This is a genomic window from Candidatus Saccharibacteria bacterium, assembly GCA_016700015.1.
Classification (GTDB): Bacteria; Patescibacteriota; Saccharimonadia; order Saccharimonadales; family Saccharimonadaceae; genus Saccharimonas.
Genome location: CP064995.1, coordinates 499,194 through 514,189 on the forward strand (window position 1 = coordinate 499,194; position 14,996 = coordinate 514,189).

At 53.3% G+C, this 14,996-nt stretch carries 20 protein-coding genes; 14 read left to right on the forward strand and 6 right to left on the reverse strand.

What is annotated here, in order from left to right; translation table 11 throughout:
• Positions 1-2 precede the first annotated feature (2 nt).
• Complete coding sequence (locus tag IPM09_02805; GenBank protein QQS22442.1) at positions 3-2,210, reverse strand: ricin-type beta-trefoil lectin domain protein; 2,208 nt, start codon at positions 2,208-2,210, stop codon at positions 3-5.
• Positions 2,211-2,295: 85 nt separating this feature from the next.
• On the opposite strand from IPM09_02805, the gene IPM09_02810 reads away from it, so the two are divergent.
• Positions 2,296-2,571 (forward strand): NrdH-redoxin, encoded by a 276-nt coding sequence (locus IPM09_02810; protein QQS22443.1) that lies wholly within the window; start codon positions 2,296-2,298, stop codon positions 2,569-2,571.
• A gap of 240 nt (positions 2,572-2,811) precedes the next feature.
• Here the strand turns inward: IPM09_02810 and IPM09_02815 are convergent, their stop codons facing one another.
• Positions 2,812-4,443, reverse strand: coding sequence for an ABC-F family ATP-binding cassette domain-containing protein (locus tag IPM09_02815; GenBank protein ID QQS22444.1), 1,632 nt, complete (start codon positions 4,441-4,443; stop codon positions 2,812-2,814).
• A gap of 94 nt (positions 4,444-4,537) precedes the next feature.
• Between IPM09_02815 and IPM09_02820 the strand changes: the two genes are divergently transcribed.
• The 7 genes from IPM09_02820 (at position 4,538) to IPM09_02850 (ending at position 7,908) form a co-directional block, all read left to right on the forward strand.
• Positions 4,538-4,903 carry a hypothetical protein gene (locus IPM09_02820; GenBank protein ID QQS22445.1) on the forward strand — a complete coding sequence of 122 codons (366 nt, stop codon included), beginning with the start codon at positions 4,538-4,540 and terminating at the stop codon, positions 4,901-4,903.
• 103 nt (positions 4,904-5,006) lie between these two features.
• A complete protein-coding gene (locus IPM09_02825; GenBank protein ID QQS22446.1) occupies positions 5,007-5,240 on the forward strand; it encodes a hypothetical protein in 234 nt (77 codons plus the stop codon).
• 139 nt (positions 5,241-5,379) lie between these two features.
• Positions 5,380-5,670 (forward strand): hypothetical protein, encoded by a 291-nt coding sequence (locus tag IPM09_02830; protein QQS22447.1) that lies wholly within the window; start codon positions 5,380-5,382, stop codon positions 5,668-5,670.
• Between the two features lie 201 nt (positions 5,671-5,871).
• Complete coding sequence (gene smpB / locus IPM09_02835; GenBank protein QQS22448.1) at positions 5,872-6,348, forward strand: SsrA-binding protein; 477 nt, start codon at positions 5,872-5,874, stop codon at positions 6,346-6,348.
• Between the two features lie 167 nt (positions 6,349-6,515).
• Positions 6,516-6,725, forward strand: a complete 210-nt coding sequence (locus tag IPM09_02840; GenBank protein QQS21439.1) for a hypothetical protein — start codon at positions 6,516-6,518, stop codon at positions 6,723-6,725.
• A 10-nt stretch (positions 6,726-6,735) separates the two neighbouring features.
• Entirely contained in the window at positions 6,736-6,993 is a 258-nt protein-coding gene (locus tag IPM09_02845; GenBank protein QQS21440.1) for a hypothetical protein, read from the forward strand.
• Between the two features lie 72 nt (positions 6,994-7,065).
• On the forward strand, positions 7,066-7,908 hold the full coding sequence (locus IPM09_02850) for an alpha/beta hydrolase (protein QQS21441.1): 843 nt from the start codon (positions 7,066-7,068) through the stop codon (positions 7,906-7,908).
• Here IPM09_02850 and IPM09_02855 read toward each other — a convergent pair whose 3' ends face one another.
• A complete protein-coding gene (locus IPM09_02855) occupies positions 7,909-9,195 on the reverse strand; it encodes a glycosyltransferase (GenBank protein ID QQS21442.1) in 1,287 nt (428 codons plus the stop codon).
• 40 nt (positions 9,196-9,235) lie between these two features.
• Between IPM09_02855 and IPM09_02860 the strand changes: the two genes are divergently transcribed.
• A complete protein-coding gene (locus IPM09_02860) occupies positions 9,236-10,336 on the forward strand; it encodes a glycosyltransferase family 4 protein (protein QQS21443.1) in 1,101 nt (366 codons plus the stop codon).
• Between the two features lie 39 nt (positions 10,337-10,375).
• Here IPM09_02860 and IPM09_02865 read toward each other — a convergent pair whose 3' ends face one another.
• Positions 10,376-10,957 (reverse strand): CDP-alcohol phosphatidyltransferase family protein, encoded by a 582-nt coding sequence (locus IPM09_02865; GenBank protein ID QQS21444.1) that lies wholly within the window; start codon positions 10,955-10,957, stop codon positions 10,376-10,378.
• A gap of 170 nt (positions 10,958-11,127) precedes the next feature.
• On the opposite strand from IPM09_02865, the gene IPM09_02870 reads away from it, so the two are divergent.
• The 3 genes from IPM09_02870 (at position 11,128) to IPM09_02880 (ending at position 12,299) form a co-directional block, all read left to right on the forward strand.
• Positions 11,128-11,637, forward strand: coding sequence for a hypothetical protein (locus tag IPM09_02870; protein ID QQS21445.1), 510 nt, complete (start codon positions 11,128-11,130; stop codon positions 11,635-11,637).
• Positions 11,634-11,828: a hypothetical protein gene (locus IPM09_02875; protein ID QQS21446.1), complete on the forward strand. Its 195-nt coding sequence runs from the start codon at positions 11,634-11,636 to the stop codon at positions 11,826-11,828. The genes IPM09_02870 and IPM09_02875 overlap by 4 nt, the downstream gene beginning before the upstream one ends.
• Before the next feature lie 63 nt (positions 11,829-11,891).
• Positions 11,892-12,299, forward strand: coding sequence for a two pore domain potassium channel family protein (locus tag IPM09_02880; protein QQS21447.1), 408 nt, complete (start codon positions 11,892-11,894; stop codon positions 12,297-12,299).
• A gap of 2 nt (positions 12,300-12,301) precedes the next feature.
• Here the strand turns inward: IPM09_02880 and pyrH are convergent, their stop codons facing one another.
• Positions 12,302-13,009, reverse strand: coding sequence for a UMP kinase (gene pyrH / locus IPM09_02885; GenBank protein QQS21448.1), 708 nt, complete (start codon positions 13,007-13,009; stop codon positions 12,302-12,304).
• A 115-nt stretch (positions 13,010-13,124) separates the two neighbouring features.
• Between pyrH and IPM09_02890 the strand changes: the two genes are divergently transcribed.
• Complete coding sequence (locus IPM09_02890; protein ID QQS21449.1) at positions 13,125-13,637, forward strand: hypothetical protein; 513 nt, start codon at positions 13,125-13,127, stop codon at positions 13,635-13,637.
• A 185-nt stretch (positions 13,638-13,822) separates the two neighbouring features.
• The gene (locus tag IPM09_02895) at positions 13,823-14,359 is read left to right on the forward strand and encodes a hypothetical protein (protein QQS21450.1); all 537 of its coding nucleotides are present in this window, start codon (positions 13,823-13,825) and stop codon (positions 14,357-14,359) included.
• A gap of 105 nt (positions 14,360-14,464) precedes the next feature.
• Here the strand turns inward: IPM09_02895 and IPM09_02900 are convergent, their stop codons facing one another.
• Entirely contained in the window at positions 14,465-14,761 is a 297-nt protein-coding gene (locus tag IPM09_02900) for a hypothetical protein (protein QQS21451.1), read from the reverse strand.
• Positions 14,762-14,996 lie beyond the last annotated feature (235 nt).

Below are 14,996 nucleotides of genomic sequence, written 5' to 3' on the forward strand. Positions count from 1 at the left end.
CTCTAGAAGTTCTCGGCGGTGTTTCGGTTAAGGCTCGAAAGAGTTGGCACCAGCACACGACTCGTAGTGCCATTGCCGAGCTGTCCCCACTGGTTGTTGCCCCAGGCATATATACGACCACTTGCTGTTATGACAACTGTTGTCCCATACGAGCTCATCACAGAAACCGCTGGTGTATTAGTGTCAAACACCCCACTTCTTCTTACGCCCGCATTATTACCTTCGTTTTGTGTGTTCGTGCCCAGCTGACCATAGTCATTGTTCCCAGCCATATATAGCCCACCATCGCTGCCAATGGCGTATAGATTGACCGTACCGACACTACCAATGCCAAAACCTGTGGCCGTCACACCGTTCGGCATGCCAAACTTCGCACATGTCGGTACATATTTGGCAGGCGTACCAGTACCAAATGCTCCAAAGCCATTGTACCCAGCACTAAACAACTCGCCGCTGTCAGTTAAAAAGCTGAGCGATAGCCAGTCTCCAGCGGCATCCATGGGCCGCTTACCACTAAAACAGGTGTCATCCATTCTGGAAATCCAAGGGGAGTCCATCATGATATTTTGGTTACCGCTAGAATAATTGTTTGGATATAACTTAATTGTCGTTCCATTGGCCCCTTCATTCTCCAATGACTTACCGGCAGCTACTCCACCCTGTAGGGTCATGATATTGTAATAGCGCACCGCACCTCCAAACACTCCCCAGTATTGTTGAGCATTTGTACTACAGGCATTCAACTGAATATTATAGCCGTCGGCATTGGTATTCTCGAGACAACGGCTTGACGCCACATTTTGAATTCGACTATCAGTAAGTACGCGCCATTGCTGCGAAGTACCTTGGCTGCATGCATTCAGTATTACAGTTGTGCCGTCGCCAGCATTGTTGTCGATACATTTGCCACTTTGAGGATGGTATATCTCCATCGAAGTATTACCCGTTTGACCCCACACACTCCATCCCGACGAGTAAATTTGGTTGTCGTCAGCCATCACCCATACGGTAAGTCCATCTGTTACAACTTTTGTGGCACGGCGTGAATTGCTGTTTCCAAAATCACCATATTGAAGTGGTGTTGATGAAGATGTATGGCCGTTTGCGACACCACGTGCCAATTGACCTTCGCGATTTTCGCCCCATACATATACCCGTCCGCCCTGCATACGCAGCGCAACAAGTGACCCGTCAACAACAATATTGTCACTAGGCAGGGTATTTGGATTGGATGTATCAGGTGTGGGCAGCGCCACGCGCTGGGGAGTCGACTGGTTACTACACCCTGAGATCGTATAATTGTAGCCTAGGAGCCCATTGGCACAGGCACCCGCCGCATATACATTGCCATCTGTCGTAATAACAAACGTAGCCGAGGAGTGGCTGACTACCTTACGTGCAGTCTTACCCCCTGGCAAAATAAACAGTGTCGGGGTAGAGACGGGCGATGTAAACGTTCCGTTTCCAAGCTGCCCGTAGTTATTAATACCCGCCCCGTACGCATTGCCGTCCGCGGTTATCCCAAATAAAGTACCGCCCATACCAGATGAATGAGCAGAGATAGAGGCAAAAGGACTTGTCGTTGGCGCATTGAAGCGCACCGGGTTCAAGGCCGTACTTGTACTGCCATTGCCCAGCTGCCCATAGTTATTTATTCCACTCGACCAGATTTGTCCGTCCTTACCGAGCGCTGAGATATAGACACCATCGCCACTACCACCCATCACAACATTGTCTGTATCAATCGTCGACTTTGAAGTTTGATTGAGTTCGGCAGTGTATGTCTTCCATACTGCATTGGTACTAGTACGAAGTAGTTCTACCTTACCGGTTGCCTGAAGCTTCACGCCGTTATCGGTTGCCGAAACTGGCGAATCAACCGTGTAGGTACTCCGAAAAGTGCTGGTTTGTATTACATAGCACTTCGCTTGCCCCGCACAGCCAACACCCCCCGCACAGGTCGTGTCGGGGTGAAGCTCCGTTCCCGTCCACAGAGCGCTAAGGCCACTAGCATTCAGACAATCCTGCGCATGCGCTAAACCTGACTCAGCTGCGTCTTTGGCAAGCTGCTGGTAGTATTGGTTGTCGAGTGCCACACTGGTGCTGGTCACGCTCGAGATCGTCGCCACAAGTACCATAAACAAAATCACCGTCGCTATGACAATGGTGGGGAGTGCAAACCCCCGTGCAGCCATCCGGTGCTGTATCATGCATGTAGTGTAGCAAAAAACAGAAGCGATTTGCAATCCCAGCCTCTCTTACGCTATACTAGTAGCAAAGAGAAGAGAGGAAACTATGGCAGATACAGCAGCAAAAGTTATTATTTATAGCACCCCGTGGTGCGCGTTTTGCAAAACTGAGAAGCAATACCTTGAACACCTGGGCGTGGCATTTACAAGTAAAGACATCGAGGAAGATGCTGGCGCATACGATGAGCTAATGGCCAAAGTTGACCATCAAAGCACCGGTGTTCCCGTCACAGATATCGATGGCGTCATTATCCGCGGCTTTGATCGGAAACGGATCGACGAAGTATTAAAAGAAAAAGGCCTGGTCGCACCCCAGGCCTAGCGGCACTAGCTGTGGGCACGCTAGCAGTAGTGTGCCAAAAGGAGTAGTGGGGCAATAAATACCCTCTTTGCCCATGAGCAAAGAGGGTTGCCTGATGTACGTGACTACTTGTTGGTGGGGCAGTTGGGATTCCAGCAGCGCTCACCAGGCTTCAGCGTCATTCCGCAACGCGGACACGTCGAACCGGCCATTTCATCACCTCCTTAGGTATGACTATTATACCACCTTTGCTGCTGAATTTTATCCTCCGATATTGACAACTGTCCCGCTAATTTTACTACGGAAGTAATTGTCGTGACTCACATACAGAATTGCGCCGCTGTAGCGTTCCAGCGCCAGTTCCAGCTCCTCTATACTCGGAAGGTCAAGGTGGTTAGTCGGCTCGTCGAGGATGAGCAGCTGTGGATCGTTCGCGAGCATGCTTATTAGCTGAAAGCGGGCCTTCTGCCCACCGCTCAGCCGCTCAAGCGCGATGCCACCATCATTTTCAGTGAATAGGTAATCGCCCATGAGCTGGCGAATTTTCGTCTCGCCAATAGCCAACCCTCGGTCGAGATACATGCGTTCAATTGCATCGTGCAGTGGCAGCAACAAGTAAGTAGGAGCGATCTCCTGCTCATATATCCCGACGCGCACGTGCGGATCAAGCGTCAATAAGCCATCAAACATCATGATATCGGCGCCAAGTAACGCTTTAATGAGTGTCGTTTTACCGGCGCCGTTGCGACCGCGAAGCTCCACGGCTTCACCCTCACGTAGATCAATATTCACACCACTAAACAGTGGTGTGTCGCCATAGCCAAGGGCCACATCGCGTGCTTCTACCAGCTTGCGCTGGCTGCGCATATCGCCGTCTTTTAGCGACAAGCGAATGTTGCGAGCTTTGTATTTGTCGTACCGACCGGCTACTTTGTAGTCCAGTTGCTCTACACTGTCGCGGTCAATCCAAAACGTCGGCTTTTCTACCTTTTCAAGCTCGTTCAGCTCCACTTCCGCCTGCTGCTCACGGCGCTTAAACTGCTTTATAGTATCGGGGTCGCGCGCCTTTTCTTTGAGGCGGCGGAATTGTACCACTTTGTCGCGCAGATTGCGCTTACGTCGCTCCACTAGCTCGTACTCGGTCATGGCAGTGCCGGTACTATGAGCATTTTGTTTTAGGTAGGCATCGTAGTTACCTTTGTAGCTGACAGCTATACCGTCTTTTAGCTCAACAATTCGATCAACACACTTCAGCACGTCTCGGTCGTGCGTGATGATCAGCATCGCCTCGCTGGCGCGGCCCACCCAGTCAATAAACTGCTGTTTGGCCACGTAGTCCATGTGGTTGGTCGGCTCGTCGAGCAGGGCAAGATCGGCGTCGCTGTGCATCACTTTCACTACTTCAATCAGGCGCTTCTGGCCACCGCTGAGTGTCGATAGTGGGCGGGACTCAACCCCAGAGAGCTGAAAGTTTTTGAGTTCTTCGGCCACCAGTTCTTCAAGCTGATAAAAACCACGTCGACCGTAGCGATCAAGCGCCTCAGTGTACTGATGGATTTTTGCTAAATCATCGCCCATTGTCGCGGGCAGGGTAGTAATAGCGTGGCGCAGCTCGGCATACTCTGGTACTCCTTGCAAAATATATTCCATCACGCTCATCTGGCCCGCGTGGTGCTCCTGGGCTGTCGCCACGACAGTAACACCGCGCCGAAACACCACCTCGCCGGTGTAGTCGGTATCAATACCAGCCACAATGCAAAACAGTGTCGACTTGCCCACGCCGTTGCGGCCCACTACACCGACTTTTTCCTTGGCATCAATCGAAAGTCTAACCCCTGTCATCAACTGCTTGGGGCCAAATGATTTTTCGGTGACCAGTATGTCGGCGATCATCATACCAGTATAGCACGACCTCTGTTTGTGTTGACAGATATAAATAGACGTGCTATAAAATAGTTGACCTATCCATACGAGATTGGAGCACATCATGGCTGTCGACCTGAAAACCCGCGAAGCCCGCCTGGCACGGCTCAATGACATCCTGGGCCTCAGGGAAAAGACTGAGGCGCTGGCCGCCGAAGCCGACCATCACTACACCAATGGTGGCAACCGAACGGCGAGCGCACGCTTCAAAGTCAAGCTCCCGAGCCCCCAGGATCGCGCATTCGTCGCGAGCTTCAGTTCGAACGAGTTGGCCGCTGCGATCAAAGCAGTTGCCAAAGCAAACCTGGATGACTCCAGGCCTCGTCGAGGATTTATGTCCCACCACACTTTCTGTTACAGTGGAGACATCAAACTTCCTGGTATCCTCCAAAGTGTCTGGTTCACTCTGGCGGTGACTCCCGGAGACTAATACCACCCCCGCGGGGCTGCTCCGGATCTGTTCCGTGGTAGCAGCCCCGCAGAAGGGGTGGTTTTACATTGGAATTGTTTATTTAATAAAATAGTTGTATAATATGTATGTTCATGCAGTTCGGATTCGACACCTTGGAGAGACCATGTGTGATGCCAACGGCTCAGACGTCACCGAGAAGCAGAATGCCGTGCATGGTGGGCATGGCGTCGAGACGCTCAGCAATCACCGCGCACGCCGCTTGCGACAGTGGCGTAGCTACGCCATCAGAACGGTGCTGATTGTCGGTTTCGTGGCGGCGCTGTGGTATGCCGCCACCCAACCACACCTGCACTAGGCCACATTCCGGCCACTCACCCCGACAAAAGGGAGATGGGTGGCCATTTTTCATGGTTGTACATCATTCGTATTGACAAAATGTAAATTATCGTGTATAAATAATATGTCGGCCACCCATCTAGTCCAAGGAGGACACCATGGCCAGCAGCGACACGACCACTGACGTGCAGGACGCCACCACCGAGACGACGGCCCCCGAGGCCTTCACCGTCCAGGTGAGCGGGCACGGCATCCAGTTCAGCTGGACGCCCCAGGGCGAGCACGCGCAGGAACACCTGCGCGAACTGGGCGAGAGCGGCCGCAGCGAGTTCGAGCAGCTGCTCGCCGGGATGCTCGGCGGGCTGGAAGAGGACCTGATGCTCGCACTCTGCGAGCAGGCCAACCCCCTCATCTCGCTGCTGAGGGAGCTGTTGGGGCCGCACGCCTAACCCACACCCGCCAGGCGACTACGGAAGCTGCACCCCGCGTGCACACCGTAGCCGCCTGGCGGCAACACATTCTATCAGCACCACACACCCCAAGCAGGGGTTGTTTTTTATCTCAAAAATCTCAAGGGTCGTACCCTTGAGATTTTTTAAGATTCGGGTGGAGTGCGTGTGTGCTGTGTGTTTTATTGCTACAATACTTTTATGGGCAAAAAGCAGAAAACGTCATCGTCATCAGCGCCGATCGTCAACCGTCGGGCGCGGTTTGACTATGAACTAGGCGATGAAATTGTGGCCGGGCTGGTGCTGAGCGGCCCCGAAACCCGGGCCGCACGTGATGGGCATATTCAGCTCAAAGGCTCGTTTGTGTCAATCCGCAGCGACGAATTATGGCTCAACAATGCCAGCTTTAGCCTGAAGCTCAACGAACGCGGCAAGCCAGGTGCTCGAACAGTGGATACCGAGCCGCGCAAGCTGCTTGCCAGCCGCAAACAGATCACCCAACTACAGGCCCGCAAAAAGGACGGTATGTCGATCGTACCTACCAAGCTGCTCAACAAAGGCCGCTTTATCAAGCTCGTCATTGCTCTCGGCAAGGGTAAGAAAAACTACTACAAGCGCGAAACCCTAAAGCGCCGCGACCAGGAGCGCGATGCCAGAAGCGCGATAAAGCACCGTTGATATCCCTGTATTTAAGCGATCTTTTGCTACTTTTATCGCAAAAAAGTAGTGTTTTTCCTTCTTTTTGAATAAAAAGAACTATTTTATATTTGTAATTGCCTGATAATCAAATATATGTTAATATATGTTCAGCTACATCCGTAGTGCACCCGATCAAAGGAGCTATCATGAAGGTTATCAGCGGCATCCTGGCGGCCATCGGGCTGCTGGCAGCGGTGTTCGCCGTCCCGCTCGGCGTCATCATTGGCGCCACCCACGGGGGGCTGACCAGTGGAGGTATCGTCACCGGACTTGTCTGGTGGGCGGCGCTCGAGATGGGCGGATTGCTCATCTTCTTCGTCTTCGGTGGCCTGACGGCTGTCAAATCACTGGAGTAAGGAGAGACGAGTGGCTACCTACGCCGATCTGCGCGCACTTCGCGAACAAACGTTTGCGCACTGTGTAGAGGTCACGGAAGCAATCAATCAGGCTTTCAGCACCGGTTCTTCCTACTGGTCTGATGGGCTTAGTCATGCTGGAACCACGCTCAATAGCCTTGTCCAAGCAGTGCGGCTGCTCGATGACGAGCTGGCAAGTATGAAACCCCAGGACGCACCAGCGCCGAAGGATGAGTTATACAACGGGGTTATCCTCCTCGAGGGCTAGCCCATCCGCACCGCCCCGAGCCTTGGCAACCTGCCAAGGCTCGGGGCACTTTTCGTTTGCTATACTAGCTATATGCGTCATGAACTGACTATCGGCACCCAGCACTTTGTGTATTGGATTCATCATCCAGCGGCTACCAAAACCATCGTCATGATCCATGGTTTTACTGGCAATCACAAGGGGTTTCAGTATATCGTTCCACTCCTCCCAGATTTTCGCTGCATCGTGCTCGACCTACCCGGCTTTGGCGAGAGTAGCCTACCGGATCGTGAGAACTGGACTATTGATGCTATTGCACGGCTCGCCAACGATTTTGTACACTCACTTGACCTCAAAGAGCCACCCTATATATTTGGACATAGCATGGGTGGACTAGTGGTGAGTAGCATGCTCCACCAGGCGCCTGATTTGTATGATCAGCGCGGTGTGTTGCTGAGCCCCGTACCTACAGCTATCCGTCGTAACGATAGCCGACGCGCCGGCGCTATTTTGGGCGCATTGCAATACGGACTCGGCTACCGCTTACCAAAAGCAGGTGAGCGAGTGGTTAAAAGCAAAACGATCGCACGCATCGCCACTAAACTGATCATGACCACCACTGATCGTGAGCTACGGCGGGCAATTCATGGCCATCACTTCGATAACTTAGACTACATTAGTAGTATTGAGTTTTATAGCAAATTACACCATGACATCAATCGCCGTGGGTCAATCGACTTTGCCAGCAGTTTACGAAAGCGTGAGCTACTGCTTGTCCTTGGAGCCGACGACAATGTTGCGCCCCTAAAAGAGCAAGAGAAATTCATTGCAGCTATTAAGCCCCTTGTAGTTGAGATTATTCCCGGTGTCGGTCACCTAGCACACTACGAACAGCCCGCGCGCGTAGCACACGCTATCGCGCAATTCCTCACCTAGCTACTGTTCATCGTATTCGTCGGGGTCGGCTTCACGCCAGTTGCGCAGGTAGTCGGCCAAGTAGCTCTCACGCAAACGGTCGCGCCAACCTGTGGGGCGGGCGGCAACTTCTTTGCGTTTGGATTTGATAGTGCGCGTGTAGAGTGCTTCAAATTGCTTGAGCGTATGGCGCAGATCGTGTGTGCGAGCAATACGGAGCGACTCTTTGCTAAACTTTGCTCGCAACTTACGATCACGCAAAATTGCAATAATACCATCGGCCATCTGATCATCGTCATCAAGATCAAACAAATAGCCGTTCTTGCCATCATGACATAGCTCGGCTAGCGCACCCGCGTCGACAGCTACAACCGGCTGACCACATGCCATTGCTTCCAGCGTGGCGATACTTTGCAGCTCGGCAGGCGAGGGAATGGCATACAGCGTACCCACATGCTCAAGTGCCAGCTTGTCTTCATCTGACACGCGTCCAGTGAACGTCACATGGTCGGCAATGCCATACTCATCGGCTAAATCAATCAACACATCAAGATCAACACCAGACCCCACAATAAGCAGATGTGCGTCAACCGCCTCTAGTACGGTCTTAAACGCGGTCACAAGCACCGACAGGTGTTTTTCGGCATCGACCCGCCCGATATAGGTCACAATCGGACGATCAGTAGGCAGATCGTATTTGCCATAGATACGCGCATCGGGTGTAGCGGGCCCATACTCGTCGAGATTAACGCCGTTGCTAATGATCTCAATCGGTCGCGATACTTTTTCGGCACGCCCACCAAACGATTCCAGGCCGCTCGCCGTTGGGCTTGTGATCACGTCGGCGCGCGAGTGAAAACGCAACCCATACTCTGAGAGCATGTAGTTGATGGGTCGCGACAGTACGGCAGCCTTTTTGAGATTGTCCATCAAGTTCTCGGCCATCGCATGACTAGTGGTCACGACCGGAATATCTGCCCGTCGGCCAAAAAACATCGCCGCTTGACCAATCCAGAGCAGCATCTGAATATGAATGATATCAGGCTCAAACTCCTGGATAATCTTGCGCACCTCTAGCTGCGGCGTTGGACTGATGCGGAAATTCTGATAGAAGGGAAATATCGTTGAGCGAACACGGTAAATTGTGTAGTTGCCATCCACTTCAACCGACTTCTTACCATCCTGGCTGGGAGCAATCACGACTACCTCGTGGCCACGTGATGCCATGCCTTGCGCCAAATTACGACTAAATGTTGCCACCCCGTTAATCACCGGCCAATGCAAATCACTCGCAATAAGAATTTTCATGTGACTCATTATAGCACCTGTTCTTTGCTATACTAGCCGTATGAAGCTGATCTACGATGCCCGCTGGCTACCCCTTGACGGCAAGTTCGACGGTGTTGGTCGCTACAGTCAAGAGCTTGGTGCGGCACTGGCCACGCAGCCAGACGTTGATGTTACCTGGCTCGTACACGACGAGCGACAGCTTGAGCTACTGCCCGAGCGACCACATGTCATAGGTAATAAACCCGATGATATATGGGGTGAGCTACGCCACTTGTCGTCCACACTAGAAACAGCTAACCCTGACATTGTTTATTCGCCGTTCTTTTTGGCAGCGCTCGCGCGCGGGAAGTACCGACTCATTGTCACAATCCATGACACCATCTACTACCACTACCGCACACCGCCCCATTGGCTGCCGTGGTATGTCCGCGCAGCCTGGTGGCTGTTTCATGCCAGCAAAACGCCGATGCGCTGGCTCTTAAACCGCGCTGACGCCGTAGCGACAGTAAGCGACACTGCAAAGCAGGAAATTCTTGACTGGAAGCTCACCAAGCGGCCAGTCGTAGCAGTTAAAAATGCCGTATCTGACAAGTTTCAGGCCGATACATCGCGCCACACCTCACGCGCAGCGTCGAACATTGTCGTACACCATGGTGCGGTTACGCAGTATAAAAATGTCGAACTTATCATCGACGCGCTACCGCTGGTGCCTGACGTAGCGTTTCACATGCTCGGCCGAGTACCAGCCGCTCGTATGCGCAACCTCACTGCGCGTATACAAAGCAGGGGAGTCACCGAACGCGTTACAATTCACAATGGTGTCAGTGACGAAGAATTACTCGCCATGCTCGGCACCTGCCGCTGTCTCATAAGCCCTAGCCGTATCGAAGGCTTTGGCCTGCCGGTTATCGAGGCCCAGCTGCGTGGCGCACCTGTCATTTGTGCCGACACTCCCATTTACCATGAGGTAGGTGGTGATAGCGTGCTTTATGTCGGTACTGATGATATCGAAGCTTGCGCTAATGCTATACGGCAGCTCGCCGACCCACACCTTAGTGAACGACTAGTCGAGGCAGGAACACGGAACGCTCATACCTTTTCATGGGACAAAAGCGCCGCTCAAGCGTTGGCGATCTGCCAGTCACTTCGGCAGATATAAAGTACCGGAAGTGGCGAGTACCACTTCCGGGTGGGCCAATCATCGAGGTGATTGGTATTGTTCTGCTTGAGTGCGTGTCTCTGGGCGCGAGGTTGCGCGGCTCCATTTGAGAGCGAGCGCCGGAACAGCACACGCACCGAGGGCAATCAGCGTGAGAGTAAGCACGTCGGCTAGGGCAGCGAGCTGCACCAACACCGTGACAAGCGTCAGGGTAAACCACCACCCAAACACAACGTCAGTGATTTCCGCCGCCCGCGGCCACCCGAGTCGTATAAATGACTGAACGAGCACGATAAACACCAGGCTCACTCCCATGAATATCCCCGCGATCAACAGCCAGTGCGGAACGGCGGCAACGAGAGCCACCATACCACCAATGCTCAGCGCGCTATCAGGGATGTTGTCGAGCAAGTGCGGGTCGATGCGCCGCCAGGGTAGACGCCGTACATCCTCAGAGCTATACGGCCATCGTCGTGCAGCGATGCCGTCAAGCATGTCGGTCACGATCGCCACACAGTACATAATGAGTGCCGCTAGCCATAGGTGCTGCAGTATCGCGACCACTACGGTGCCCGCAAGCAGCAGGCGGCAGAGCGTCAGCAGATCGGCAAAGTACTTCATGGCAATAGCTCCTTGTCTCTTGTCTACGTCACGAAAATTATCTGTATTATATCACTTCATAATTGTTATCGCAAATCAATCGTTATCCATGTTTGTGTTTTATGAATAAAGATAGTATAATATTGCATGATAGGGTGCCGCTGGCGCTCTCGTACCAGAGGAGTGTCCTCATGAACCGTACTCACAGCCCCTTCGCATGGCTGATCGGCCTACTAGCCGCCAGCTTCATCGTGTCAGGTGTGGCGACCGTCATCGCCTCCCCCAGTGGCATCAGCGTGCTCATCATACTTTGCACTGGTTTTGCATGCGTGCTAGTGTGGGCGGTAAGTCTCGATTACTACCGCAAACCTCGCCTACACACATCAATCATGACAGACTTGTGGGTGATTCGCAGAAACCCAACACTTCACAAGAACTTCACGCTGAGCGATCTGGCCGAGAGCGGCAATGACGTCGCCTACATGACCCTCAAGTCCGGTGCGTCGTATCGACTCGGGCCGGTGAGCACCCTGACTGACTTCACGGCACGCGTGGGTGACCTCGTGACCATCAAGCGCACGGGTGGCATTGTGACTGGTAACTGGAGGGCCGAGGTCATCTCGGTCGTGCCGGCCGAGCTGCTGCCGCTGGCAAAAGGAACGCCCGCGCCCAGCCAAGCTCCACCCAAGGCCGCATCGTGATCTGGGTTATTGTCGGCCTGCTGGCAATCGTCGTTGGCGTCGTCCTCACCACGCACGGCTTCACCATGCACATGCTCGGCTCGGGCGGCGGAGATACGTTCTCCGACCTCGGCATGGGCAAGTGGGTCATGGTACTCGGGGTTGTCATTGCGGCAACCGGAGCATGGCTCACCCTTGCTCACGTCGGCTAACCGACACTGGCGTCTGCGCGTTCACGCGTGCAGGCGCCGTTTTCATTTTGCTATAGTAGAGGTATGTCGACACTATTTGACCACATCGCCATATGGCTGCTCGATCTCGTCAGCAGTACCAGGCGTGTCGCAGGGCTTTACCTCGCCAATTTCATATTTTGTACGCTCGTGTATATGTTTGCCGAACATGTGAGTTTGTTCGACGCTATGTGGTGGTGCATTGTCACGTGGTTTACAGTAGGATACGGAGATAATATCCCGCACACAATAGAAGGTAAGTTATTTACGATGTATGCCATTATTACGTCGCATGCACTCATTGTGCTGATTACTGCTAACTTTGTGATAATGCTGGGCCGCTACCGCAATAAACGTCATGCCCACCGTTATGACTTTTGCAAAAAACACCGTGAAGCTCTGTCCGAATCAGTCACGTGTGAGGAATGTAACTCTCCGCTATCATTTTTCTAGCGCTAGAGTGTAATCAGTGTGCCAACTTGTTCGCCGGCCGCTGCTCGCGCTATATTGCCTTCGGTGAGCAGCGCACAAATAATCACTGGTTTTTTGTCTTCCATCGCAAGCCCAATAGCAGCCTTGTCCATAACAGCGATGTTGGGGTTGCTCAGTGCTTCTTGGTAGCTAATTTTGTCGAATTTTCGCGCAGATGAGTCTTTGGCAGGGTCGGCGTTGTACACACCATCGACTTTGGTCGTTTTTATAACGACATCGCACTTCATTTCGAGTGCTAAGCTCAGCGCCGCGGTATCAGTAGTGAGGAATGGTCGGCCAATACCACCACCGACTATCACCACACGACCCTTGCCAAGATGGTGCTCAGCGCGGCGATACGTGTAGCGATCAATAAATTGTTCGACTGGTACACTACTCAGCGCCACGGTCGGCACATGCATAGCGTTAAAGATATCACTTACCACCACGGCGTTCATAATCGTCGCGAGCATACCGGTGTTATGCGCTGTCACTTCGCCAATGCCGTGGCCCGCCAGCTGTGCCCCGCGAGCGTAGTTACCACCACCGACCATTACCACTACCTGCGTGCCATTTGTTAGCAGGGGACGGATTTGCTCGGCAATCCATTTTACCCGCTCGGCATCCACGCCACCCTGTAGATTACCCTGTAATTGTTCACCTGAAAGTTTGAGGAGAATACGCTTATACATAGTCCCAGTATAGCACTTGTAATAAGCATTTATCGTAATGACATTGCCTTTGCATAGTTTTTATTGTATAATGGTATTAGTTCTTCGACAACCAAGTGAACGGGAGTTGTGTCTTATGTCCAAGTTCCTTCGAGTTTTATCTGCCCTCCTGGCTACAGCCAGTCTGGCTGCATGTAGCGACTCGCAGTCACGGTCGCCGCGAGTTGACATCGCGACTGGACAAACCAGCACTACCATCACACGTGTCGTGCTGATCGACGGCACCCCTTGTGCCGTCATCGACACCGCCTACTCGGCTGCCGTCGGCTGCGACTGGAACAGCCGCGAAGCCACCACGGGTACAACACCCGAAGGTAGCGGTACGACAAAGGTAACGCTGGTGGTCCTTTCAAACGGTGTGCGCTGTGCCGTCATGGACACCACCGCCAAGGCGCTGGACTGTGGCTGGGGCGCCAAGCACGGCGCTCCGTCGTACGAGCCGAAAGGCGAGCGAGGTATTCGCGTCGACACCTTCCAGTTGGGAGGCGTGACCTGTGCTGTTATGGACGGAGTGGGCGACAAGGCCGGTACCAAAGCGCTCTCGTGCGGTAGCCCCGCCGAGACCCCTACGGTCAAAACCACTCCCTGACAGCATGTCAAGAACCACATTGGCGAGGGGACAATCCCTCGCCAATGTGGCAAACATATTTTTATGCCCGTTTACGGGTGTTTTTTATATTCCAATTAGTTGCATTATTTTTAAATAAATGATATAATTTTACATTAAGCCACGTGACTTGTCACGCTACGAACCTACCATAAAGGAGTGCAGCCATGCTTGACTACTTGCCTTGGTTCATCGATATGTCGAACCTCGAATACTGGGCCGTCGGCATCGTGGTGGCCGTATCGATTGTCACATCGATTGTTTGCCTCTTCTGGCTCGGCTATCTGGTCTTCGAGGCCGGCTACTACGACGACAGCCTGCTGTGGCTAAAGCGGTTGCTCGCACTCATCGCGACGATCATCGCCATCTTCATGGTGCTTTCGGGTATCAAGTCGTACGGGCTGGCATCAGATCAATACGACTATCAAGGCGCGTACCTTGACTCATCAGTGAGTACGGTGAGCAGCCTGGCGATTGTTGTCCGTCAGCCTGGTGAAGGCGCAACGGTGCTGAAAGACGGGCGTGGACCGATTGAGGTTACGGTCGCCATCAAGGGCAACAAGGGCTCGATCTCAAGTAAGGTGTATCTGTGCCGCGCAACAGAATGCTCGGGCCTCACCGTCGGTCAGCCCATCGGCTGGCTGGTGTACCGCCCCTATGGAGATGCGACCTGGCACCTATTGCCGCCCGGCGCTTCGCGCTAGGCGACTCACCCCCTCTTCGGAGGGGGCTATTTTATCTCAATTTGAAGAGGGGTGGGTGACACACAATGTGCGTCACCCACCCCTCAAGGGTGGAGCGGGTAGCGATTAGCCGAGGACCTCGGCTGCCCACTGCTCGAGCAGGAAATCCTCGAACGGGCTATCGTGCAACGCCGCCTCGACGACAACCGACAGCCAGCCGACGGCCTCGTAGGCCTGGCGCGGCTTGTCGATGTCGATCCCGTCCTCAGTGGCGTAGGCCGCCTGGTTCAGCGCGTCACGCGCCATGGCCTCGGCCAGCCTGGCCGACAAGTCAATGGCCGTGCCGTCCGGCACGTGGCGCTGCAAGAACGCCTGCAGACTAGCGGCGGCCTCGGCGATGCTCATCATCTTGGTCAGGTTCACGTGCGTGCTCCTTCTGTGTTCGCTCCTGCGGAGGTGCAGGAAGTCCTGATATACTATTATACTCCGCTTTTGTTATTTTGTCAATTTACTATAAATACTATTGACACGTTTGTAAAAATTTGCCATAATAGTTTTTAAGATCACAAGCTGCTGATCGGGAGGGCTCCCTAGGGAGTCTTTTCGAGTGCACGCCGTGCGATCATTGACAACCCACCGAAGAAGCAACGACTCGACC

What these genes read in the sequence shown, in the direction of transcription:
- IPM09_02805 (QQS22442.1), bottom strand. Translation starts at nt 2,210, where the DNA reads ATGATACAGCACCGGATGGCTGCACGGGGGTTTGCACTCCCCACCATT.
- IPM09_02810 (QQS22443.1), top strand. Translation starts at nt 2,296, where the DNA reads ATGGCAGATACAGCAGCAAAAGTTATTATTTATAGCACCCCGTGGTGC.
- IPM09_02815 (QQS22444.1), bottom strand. Translation starts at nt 4,443, where the DNA reads ATGATCGCCGACATACTGGTCACCGAAAAATCATTTGGCCCCAAGCAG.
- IPM09_02820 (QQS22445.1), top strand. Translation starts at nt 4,538, where the DNA reads ATGGCTGTCGACCTGAAAACCCGCGAAGCCCGCCTGGCACGGCTCAAT.
- IPM09_02825 (QQS22446.1), top strand. Translation starts at nt 5,007, where the DNA reads ATGTATGTTCATGCAGTTCGGATTCGACACCTTGGAGAGACCATGTGT.
- IPM09_02830 (QQS22447.1), top strand. Translation starts at nt 5,380, where the DNA reads ATGGCCAGCAGCGACACGACCACTGACGTGCAGGACGCCACCACCGAG.
- smpB (QQS22448.1), top strand. Translation starts at nt 5,872, where the DNA reads ATGGGCAAAAAGCAGAAAACGTCATCGTCATCAGCGCCGATCGTCAAC.
- IPM09_02840 (QQS21439.1), top strand. Translation starts at nt 6,516, where the DNA reads ATGAAGGTTATCAGCGGCATCCTGGCGGCCATCGGGCTGCTGGCAGCG.
- IPM09_02850 (QQS21441.1), top strand. Translation starts at nt 7,066, where the DNA reads ATGCGTCATGAACTGACTATCGGCACCCAGCACTTTGTGTATTGGATT.
- IPM09_02855 (QQS21442.1), bottom strand. Translation starts at nt 9,195, where the DNA reads ATGAAAATTCTTATTGCGAGTGATTTGCATTGGCCGGTGATTAACGGG.
- IPM09_02860 (QQS21443.1), top strand. Translation starts at nt 9,236, where the DNA reads ATGAAGCTGATCTACGATGCCCGCTGGCTACCCCTTGACGGCAAGTTC.
- IPM09_02865 (QQS21444.1), bottom strand. Translation starts at nt 10,957, where the DNA reads ATGAAGTACTTTGCCGATCTGCTGACGCTCTGCCGCCTGCTGCTTGCG.
- IPM09_02870 (QQS21445.1), top strand. Translation starts at nt 11,128, where the DNA reads ATGAACCGTACTCACAGCCCCTTCGCATGGCTGATCGGCCTACTAGCC.
- IPM09_02880 (QQS21447.1), top strand. Translation starts at nt 11,892, where the DNA reads ATGTCGACACTATTTGACCACATCGCCATATGGCTGCTCGATCTCGTC.
- pyrH (QQS21448.1), bottom strand. Translation starts at nt 13,009, where the DNA reads ATGTATAAGCGTATTCTCCTCAAACTTTCAGGTGAACAATTACAGGGT.
- IPM09_02890 (QQS21449.1), top strand. Translation starts at nt 13,125, where the DNA reads ATGTCCAAGTTCCTTCGAGTTTTATCTGCCCTCCTGGCTACAGCCAGT.
- IPM09_02895 (QQS21450.1), top strand. Translation starts at nt 13,823, where the DNA reads ATGCTTGACTACTTGCCTTGGTTCATCGATATGTCGAACCTCGAATAC.